Origin of the sequence: Oceanisphaera marina (genome assembly GCF_014643915.1) — a bacterium.
In the GTDB taxonomy this organism is placed as follows: domain Bacteria; phylum Pseudomonadota; class Gammaproteobacteria; order Enterobacterales; family Aeromonadaceae; genus Oceanimonas; species Oceanimonas marina.
This window is the reverse complement of the sequence record NZ_BMKE01000022.1, coordinates 52,726-59,739: the sequence shown is the minus strand read 5'-3', so window position 1 is coordinate 59,739 and position 7,014 is coordinate 52,726. Positions and strand designations below refer to the sequence as shown.

General features: G+C 53.5%; 6 protein-coding genes. 2 read left to right on the top strand and 4 right to left on the bottom strand.

Annotation, left to right across the window (positions count from 1 at the left end; genetic code table 11):
• Positions 1-141: 141 nt before the first annotated feature.
• Together IEW52_RS12730 and fabR are read right to left on the bottom strand one after the other, a co-directional pair.
• Entirely contained in the window at positions 142-519 is a 378-nt protein-coding gene (locus tag IEW52_RS12730) for a YijD family membrane protein (protein WP_188630452.1), read from the bottom strand.
• 24 nt (positions 520-543) lie between these two features.
• Positions 544-1,155: an HTH-type transcriptional repressor FabR gene (fabR, locus tag IEW52_RS12725; RefSeq protein ID WP_188630451.1), complete on the bottom strand. Its 612-nt coding sequence runs from the start codon at positions 1,153-1,155 to the stop codon at positions 544-546.
• Positions 1,156-1,300: 145 nt separating this feature from the next.
• Here fabR and IEW52_RS12720 point away from each other — a divergent pair, with 145 nt between their 5' ends.
• Positions 1,301-2,419 carry an acyl-CoA desaturase gene (locus tag IEW52_RS12720; RefSeq protein ID WP_188630450.1) on the top strand — a complete coding sequence of 373 codons (1,119 nt, stop codon included), beginning with the start codon at positions 1,301-1,303 and terminating at the stop codon, positions 2,417-2,419.
• 192 nt (positions 2,420-2,611) lie between these two features.
• Positions 2,612-3,961 (top strand): sodium-dependent transporter, encoded by a 1,350-nt coding sequence (locus IEW52_RS12715; protein WP_188630449.1) that lies wholly within the window; start codon positions 2,612-2,614, stop codon positions 3,959-3,961.
• Between the two features lie 381 nt (positions 3,962-4,342).
• On the opposite strand, the gene IEW52_RS12710 is transcribed toward IEW52_RS12715, so the two are convergent.
• Together IEW52_RS12710 and IEW52_RS12705 are read right to left on the bottom strand one after the other, a co-directional pair.
• Positions 4,343-6,517, bottom strand: coding sequence for a S9 family peptidase (locus tag IEW52_RS12710; RefSeq protein ID WP_188630448.1), 2,175 nt, complete (start codon positions 6,515-6,517; stop codon positions 4,343-4,345).
• 177 nt (positions 6,518-6,694) lie between these two features.
• Complete coding sequence (locus IEW52_RS12705) at positions 6,695-7,012, bottom strand: YdbL family probable chaperone protein (protein ID WP_229667945.1); 318 nt, start codon at positions 7,010-7,012, stop codon at positions 6,695-6,697.
• Between the last annotated feature and the right edge of the window lie 2 nt (positions 7,013-7,014).

Sequence of the window (7,014 nt, the reverse complement as noted above, 5' to 3'; positions counted from 1 at the left end):
ATATTCTGCCTGAAAAAAGAAAACGGCCCAAGAGTAGGACCGTTCGGATATCAAAAACTCGGTACACCATTCAGTCTAAACACGCTTAACTGAATGGTGTTAGCCGAGTGGCGGGCTTTTATATCGACGGTCGGGCGAGTCTTATGACTTTGCGTCTTCTTCAACCAGAGGACGTGCCGCTACACCCATTTTCAATGCCAGCCAGATAACCAGAATCAGGCTGATCATCACCGACAGATAGTTGGTGCCCATTTCCGGGAACTGGGTGCGCAGGAATGCAGAATAACCAAAGACCCCAATCAAAAAGGCGATCAAGGTACATAGCGGGGTATCGCCTTCCATGGGCGCACTCAGGTATTCCTGATATAGCATACGGGCGGCCAGCGCCAACGCTATGATAGGAAATATAGAAAACGCCAGCTGGCTAACACTCAAGGTAGCTAATGTCGCATTACCGCACAGACCAACTAACAGCGCCAACAAGATAGGTTTGCGACGTATGGGTTTATTTACTGACATGGTCATCCTTCCTAATTATAGGGCCTAAAGCCTCTTTGCTTTATTATATGCATCTGCGCCCTTGGCAATGATCCGCAGTTGCAAGGTCATACGTTCGGCCAACGCCGCCCGCTCACTCTCGTTCATATCCAGCGCTTCTGCCCCGGCACTGAATACGATGGTCACCATCGCCTGGGCCTGCATTTCGGCATAGCTTCGGCTAGTTTGCTGTTTTTCTTCCAGATAATCTGTTAGCTCGGCCGTAAAATGCTGTATTTCACGAGCCACCGCCTGGCGAAATGCTGCCGACGTACCCGAGCGCTCCCGCAACAACAGGCGGAACACATCCGGGCTTCGCTCGATAAACTCCATAAAGGTTTTTATCGATATTTGAATAACACTACCACCATCGGCAATGCGCTGACGAGCCTGACGCATCAATTGTCTGAGGGTAAGCCCACCTTCATCGACTAAAGTGAGTCCCAGCTCTTCCATATCTTTAAAATGGCGATAAAAAGAGGTAGGCGCCAACCCGGCTTCCCGCGCCACTTCGCGCAGGCTCAGGCTGGAAAAACTGCGCTCGGCACTCAATTGACTAAAAGCGGCTTCAATCAGAGTACGGCGGGTTTTTTCTTTTTGTTCAGCGCGAATGCCCACGGCACACCCAAATCTAACATGTTAATAATTGGATCATACCCCTTTGTCGTCATGGGGTCAGCTTCGTTAGTTTAATTTTTGATTGACGTTGGTCGTCATTACAGCCGAAAATGGTGTACATCTGTTCGCTCAATGGATATTCAAGATGCATAAACCTCCTCTAATCTGGACCAACCTGGCCGTCTTTACAGGCACGGGGCTGGCGGCCTTGGTATTGGTCCCCTGGTACGGTCTGACCCATGGCTATGATGGTTGGCAATGGCTCGCCATGCTGTTGTTGTTCAGTTATAGCTGCCTGTCTATTACCGGCGGCTACCATCGCCTTTGGGCCCACAAGGCTTATGAGGCTCATCCGCTGCTGCAATGGATATTTGCATTGGGTGGCGCCCTGTCGTTGCAAAACTCCGCCTACCATTGGTGCGCCGATCACCGCCGCCATCATCGCCATGTTGACGATATTGACAAAGATCCCTATTCCGCCAGCCGAGGACTCTGGTTCTCGCACATGGGCTGGATGCTGCGCCACTACCACTCCCCGGACGATAGCAATATCGCCGATCTTAAACGCAATCGCATACTGCAGTTTCAGCATAAGCATTATCTGGTACTCACCCTGCTGATGAATATCGGCCTGCCGCTGTTGCTGGGGTTCTGGCACGGCGACATCTGGGGCATGCTGTTATTGGCCGGAGGCCTGCGCTTGTTTCTGGGTCACCATGTCACCTTTTTCATTAATTCGTTGGCGCATTTCTGGGGCCGTCAGCCCTATACCAGCAAGAATTCAGCACGGGATAACGACCTGCTGGCGGTGCTGACCTTTGGCGAGGGTTACCATAACTTTCATCATTTGTTTGAAACCGACTATCGCAACGGCATTCGCTGGTGGCATTACGATCCCACCAAATGGCTGATCCGCAGCATGAGCTGGTTAAAACTGACCTCCCGTCTGCGTACCTGCCCGCAAGAGCGTATCGAGCAGGCTCAGCTGGAGCGCCGCTTCGAAATCGCCCGGCAAAAAATCATGAAGCGTCAGCAAAATGCCGATACCGAGCAGTGGCTGGCATTGCTGCACAGTGAATACGAGCGTTTGCTGCAACACCTTAAAAGCTACTATCAGGTGCGCAAGCATTTGCTGGAGCTGAAGAAAAAGGCCGTTCGCTGCAAATATGAAGAACTGCGACTGCGGCTGACCTGCGACGAGCTGAAAGCCGCCTTTACCACTCAACGCCGTAACTGGCTCAAGTTGACCACCCAATTCACATAAGCCGGGCTGATATTGTTAAACAAGGCGCAGTCATGCGCCTTATTTTTGCCTGAAAATCGGCGCCCCATCACTTACATACCCTGGCCTGCTCACTTCCCTTTGACAAAAACACTGCAAAATACCATAGTCACCGCTATTTTTGTTTATCAGCAGTTGTACGTTTAACTTTACAGTCAGCAGGAGCAGCAAGACGTGGAAAAAAGGGCGCAGTTCAGCAGTAAGCTAGGATTCGTGATGGCCGCCGCCGGTTCAGCCATTGGCGTGGGTAATATTTGGGGCTTTCCGACTCAGGCAGCCAGCAACGGTGGCGGGGCATTTTTGCTGGTCTACTTGCTGTTCATCTTTTTGCTGGGCTATCCCATGCTGGTGGCGGAAATCACCATTGGTCGTCACGGCCAATCCAACCCCTTTCGCGCACTGAAAACCCTGACCCAGCATCCTTTGGGTAAACCGCTTGCCGGTTTGGTTGGCCTGGCTGCGGTGCTGACTGTCAGCTTTATTTTCACCTTTTACGCCATAGTGTCGGGCTGGTTTGTCTCTTATGCTCTGGAGCCCGTTGCCAGCCTGGCTGGCGCCACCGATTCGGCCAGTTGGTTGACCGGCTTTTCTACGTCGCGCAATGTGGTGTTCACCCTTATGTTTGCCCTGCTGAGCCTGTATGTGGTGAGCCGAGGCCTGGAACAGGGTATCGAAAAATGGTCCAGCCGCCTGATGCCCTTGCTGCTGCTGATGTTGGTGGTGTTAACCGGTTATATGCTGCTGCAACCCGGCGCCAGTGAAGGCCTGAAAGTCTATCTGGTGCCCGATTTTTCTCGAGTGCTCAATGGGGATGTGCTGATAGGTGCATTGGGCCAGAGCTTTTTCTCGCTGTCGCTGGGCGCGGCCGTGATGATGCTGTATGGCTCTTACCTGAATCGTCAGGCCAATATTCCCGCACTGGCCGCCCAGGTGACGCTATTGGATACCGGCGTGGCCTTTATGGCGGGTTTGCTGATTTTGCCAGCCATGTATGTGGCACAGCACAACGGCGTGACCATTTTTGCCGAAGATGGCTCCCTGCTCAGCTCCGACACCCTGGTATTTTCGGTATTGCCCGCCCTGTTCAACACCATGGGGGCGGCGCAATATCCGGTGGCATTTGCCTTTTTCCTGCTGATGATAGTGGCCGCTCTTACTTCTGCTATTTCCATGCTGGAAGCCCCCGTCTCCCTGGTTTTGGAGTCGTCAACCCTGTCGCGGATCAAGGCCACCTGGCTGGTCACCGCCGTATGTACCCTGTTCAGCATTATTATTGTCTTTAACTTTGGCAGTTTGTTTGGTCTGGTGATTACCCTGACCACTCAGTATGCCCAGCCGCTGGTCAGCCTGTGTATTACGCTGTATGCGGGTTGGGTATGGCAGCGCAATGCGGTCTTGGCTGAATTGAAATCCGGTTACCCCGACATCGAGCAAGGCGTGTTCTGGAAGATCTGGCCTTGGTATGTGCGCTTCGTGTGCCCGGTATTGGTGCTGGTGGTGATTATTCAGTCGTTTGCAGGCTAAAACAGCCGTCGGCGGTCAGTCTGTCTCTTGGTCACAACTATTTGTTTATATTAGTGTGGCTTGCCAGGCAGAGGGCACTACTCCCCCGACACGCCGTGAACCCATCCATGGGGGCTCAAACCGCGCCATCCCTGGCGCGGATGGTCGGCTGAGCAGACACCCTCTGCCTTCCCGTTGACAGCGGAGTGACCTGTGAATGTTACCTGCCGACAGCTCAGAGGCGAAGGCAGAGGCGGCTAGATCAGTTACCTAGCCTGTTTGGCAGGAAAAGCAAGAAGGGGGAGGCGAAAATCGTGATGAGCCTCTCTCATATCTGCAGGTTTGCTGCCTGCCGATAGGTTTGTCTCCTCACGATAAGTTGCGGGTCGTTATTTGGTGGGGTTAATTCACTACCCCGACAGCTTCGCGAAAACCTGCCACCTGGGTATTCGATGCGGCATCGGCCAGCGCCAGCAAGAAGGCATACTCTCGCGCCAGGTCTCGATAAGACTCAAAGCGACCAGACTTGCCGCCGTGGCCGGTGTCCATATCGCAATGCAGCAGCAAGAGGTTGTGATCGGTTTTCATTTCGCGCAGCTTGGCCACCCACTTGGCCGGCTCCCAATACTGCACCTGAGAATCGTATAATCCGGTGGTCACCAGCATATGGGGATAAGACTGGGCCTGCACCTGATCGTAGGGGCTGTAGGATTTGATATAGTGATAATATTCGGGATCCGCCGGGTTGCCCCACTCATCAAATTCACCCGTGGTTAAGGGAATAGACTCATCCAGCATGGTGGTCACCACATCGACAAAGGGCACGTCCGCTATCACGCCATTGAATAAATCCGGCGCCATATTAACCACCGAAGCCACCAGCAGGCCACCGGCACTGCCGCCCGAGGCGAAGACCCGTTCTTTATCCCCATAGCCCTGACTGAGCAGCGCCTGTGTCACATCGATAAAGTCGTTAAAGGTATTCTGCTTGCTGAGCAGGCGGCCTTGCTCGTACCAGTCTCGCCCCAGCTCTTCGCCGCCGCGCACATGGGCGATGGCATAAACAAAACCACGATCGAGCAGGCTCAGGCGCGCCGAGCTGAAATCCGGATCCATGCTGGCGCCGTATGAGCCATAGGCGTACACCATCAAGGGATTGCCCGCCTTGGCATCAAACATATCGGCTCGATAAACCAGGGAGACCGGCACTTTGGCACCATCGCGAGCCGTCACCCACACCCGGTCGCTGCGATAGCGCTCGGCGTCAAACTGCTCGCCTACATATTCCTGCTTAAGCTCGCGCCGTTCCTGGGTGTCCATGTTGACCTCGTAAATGGTCGCCGGACGCGTCATCGAAGAGTAGCCATAACGCAACCAGGGGCTGTCCGCCTCGGCATTTACCCCAAGCCAGGTCACATACGCCGGGTCATCAAAACGGATCTGATGTTCACCGCCATGCTGGCGATGAATTTGACGCAGGTGCGTCAAGCCCTCGCTGCGCTCTTCCAGTACCAGCCAGTCACGAAACAGGGTAAAGCCTTCCAGCAGCACATCCTGACGCGCCGCAACTAAAGGCTGCCACTGGGTTTGCTCACCATCGTTTGCCTGATACAGGCCGAAATTCACGCCGTCTTTATTGGATCGCACATAAAACTGTCCCTGATAGTGCTCAACATCATATTCGTGGCCCCGCTGGCGCGGTAAAAAGACCCGGGCGGGTGCGGCGGGGTCATTGGCTTCCAACAAGCTGACTTCGCTGGTTACCGTGCTCCAGACGCCGATCATGATGTAGTCGTTGGAGCGGCTTTTATAGATGCTGGTGTAAAAACTGCTGTCGGCCTCTTCATAAACCAGTACATCCTGCTCTTGCGGCGTGCCCAATGTATGGCGATAAACCTGATAAGGCAGCAAAGTGTCTTCATCCTGCTTGACGTAAAACAGGGTCTGGCTGTCATTGGCCCACACCAGATTACCCGAGGTGTTTTCCAGCACCTCGTCATAAACGTTGCCAGCCGGCTCATTTGTGTCAGATGGATTTGCAACAGACAGGGACTTGAAACGAATCTGATACTGGCGACGCGATACGAAATCTTCGGCAAACGCCAGGGTCTGCTGGTCGGGGCTGACGGCTATCTGGCCCTGCTCATAATAAGCCTGGCCCTGTGCCCGCTCATTACCATCCAGCAATAACTGCCGCTGCTCGGGCTGTCCATCGGCATAACGCTCCACCATGGCGTATTCCAGCCCTTGCTGATAGCGGGTCTGATACCAATAACCGTTTTTCAGATAAGGAACCGAGCTGTCGTCCTGGCGAAGTCGGGCAATCATTTCCTGATACAGGGTCTCTTGCAGCGAATCGAGCGGCGACAGCACCTGATCGGTATAGTTATTTTCCTGCTGCAGATAGTCCAGCACCCGAGGGTCGGCTCGTTCGTCGTCACGCAGCCAGTGGTAGTTGTCGATGCGAGTATCGTTATGACGGGTTAAATTATGAGGGATTTTTCGGGCAACCGGCGGCTTTACTTCCACATCAACACCTTTAGCATGGGGGATGGCATAAAACACCCATGCTAACATCAAGCCAAGCTTAACCCCATGATGCATACCCAAACCCCTTTATTTGTTCACCAACGAATGTGGGTAAATTTTAACCATTCGTAGGTGATAAACCAAGGGTTTTGCCAAGAACAGGGAAGTAACGCAGAATAAAAAGTCGAATGGAGCCAATAAAAACAGGCTCCAGATAGATAGTGTTTACTTACGTCGCCAACTACCATCGGCCAGTTGAATATAGTGTCCGCTTTGGGTCCGTTCAATATTCAGCTGTCCGGCACGGCTTTGCACCACCGTTAAACTGGTGCCGGTGCGCCGGGCGATATCCTGATAGCTTGCCAGGCGTTGACGATTAATATCGTTAGCTACGGCCTTCACCTCACTGCTGGCTTGTACCACGCCCACCAGACCATTGAGCTGCTCCCCCACCAAGCCCTGCTGTTTGGCTTGTTGCAAGTCCAGCGCCCAGGCCGACCAGCTCAGGCTGGCCGCCAACACTATGATTAACCAACGCATCATGA

Bases quoted from the DNA above. Each gene is read 5' to 3' on its own strand.
- IEW52_RS12710 (WP_188630448.1), bottom strand. From the start codon at position 6,517: ATGTTAGCATGGGTGTTTTATGCCATCCCCCATGCTAAAGGTGTTGAT.
- IEW52_RS12730 (WP_188630452.1), bottom strand. From the start codon at position 519: ATGTCAGTAAATAAACCCATACGTCGCAAACCTATCTTGTTGGCGCTG.
- IEW52_RS12705 (WP_229667945.1), bottom strand. From the start codon at position 7,012: ATGATGCGTTGGTTAATCATAGTGTTGGCGGCCAGCCTGAGCTGGTCG.
- IEW52_RS12720 (WP_188630450.1), top strand. From the start codon at position 1,301: ATGCATAAACCTCCTCTAATCTGGACCAACCTGGCCGTCTTTACAGGC.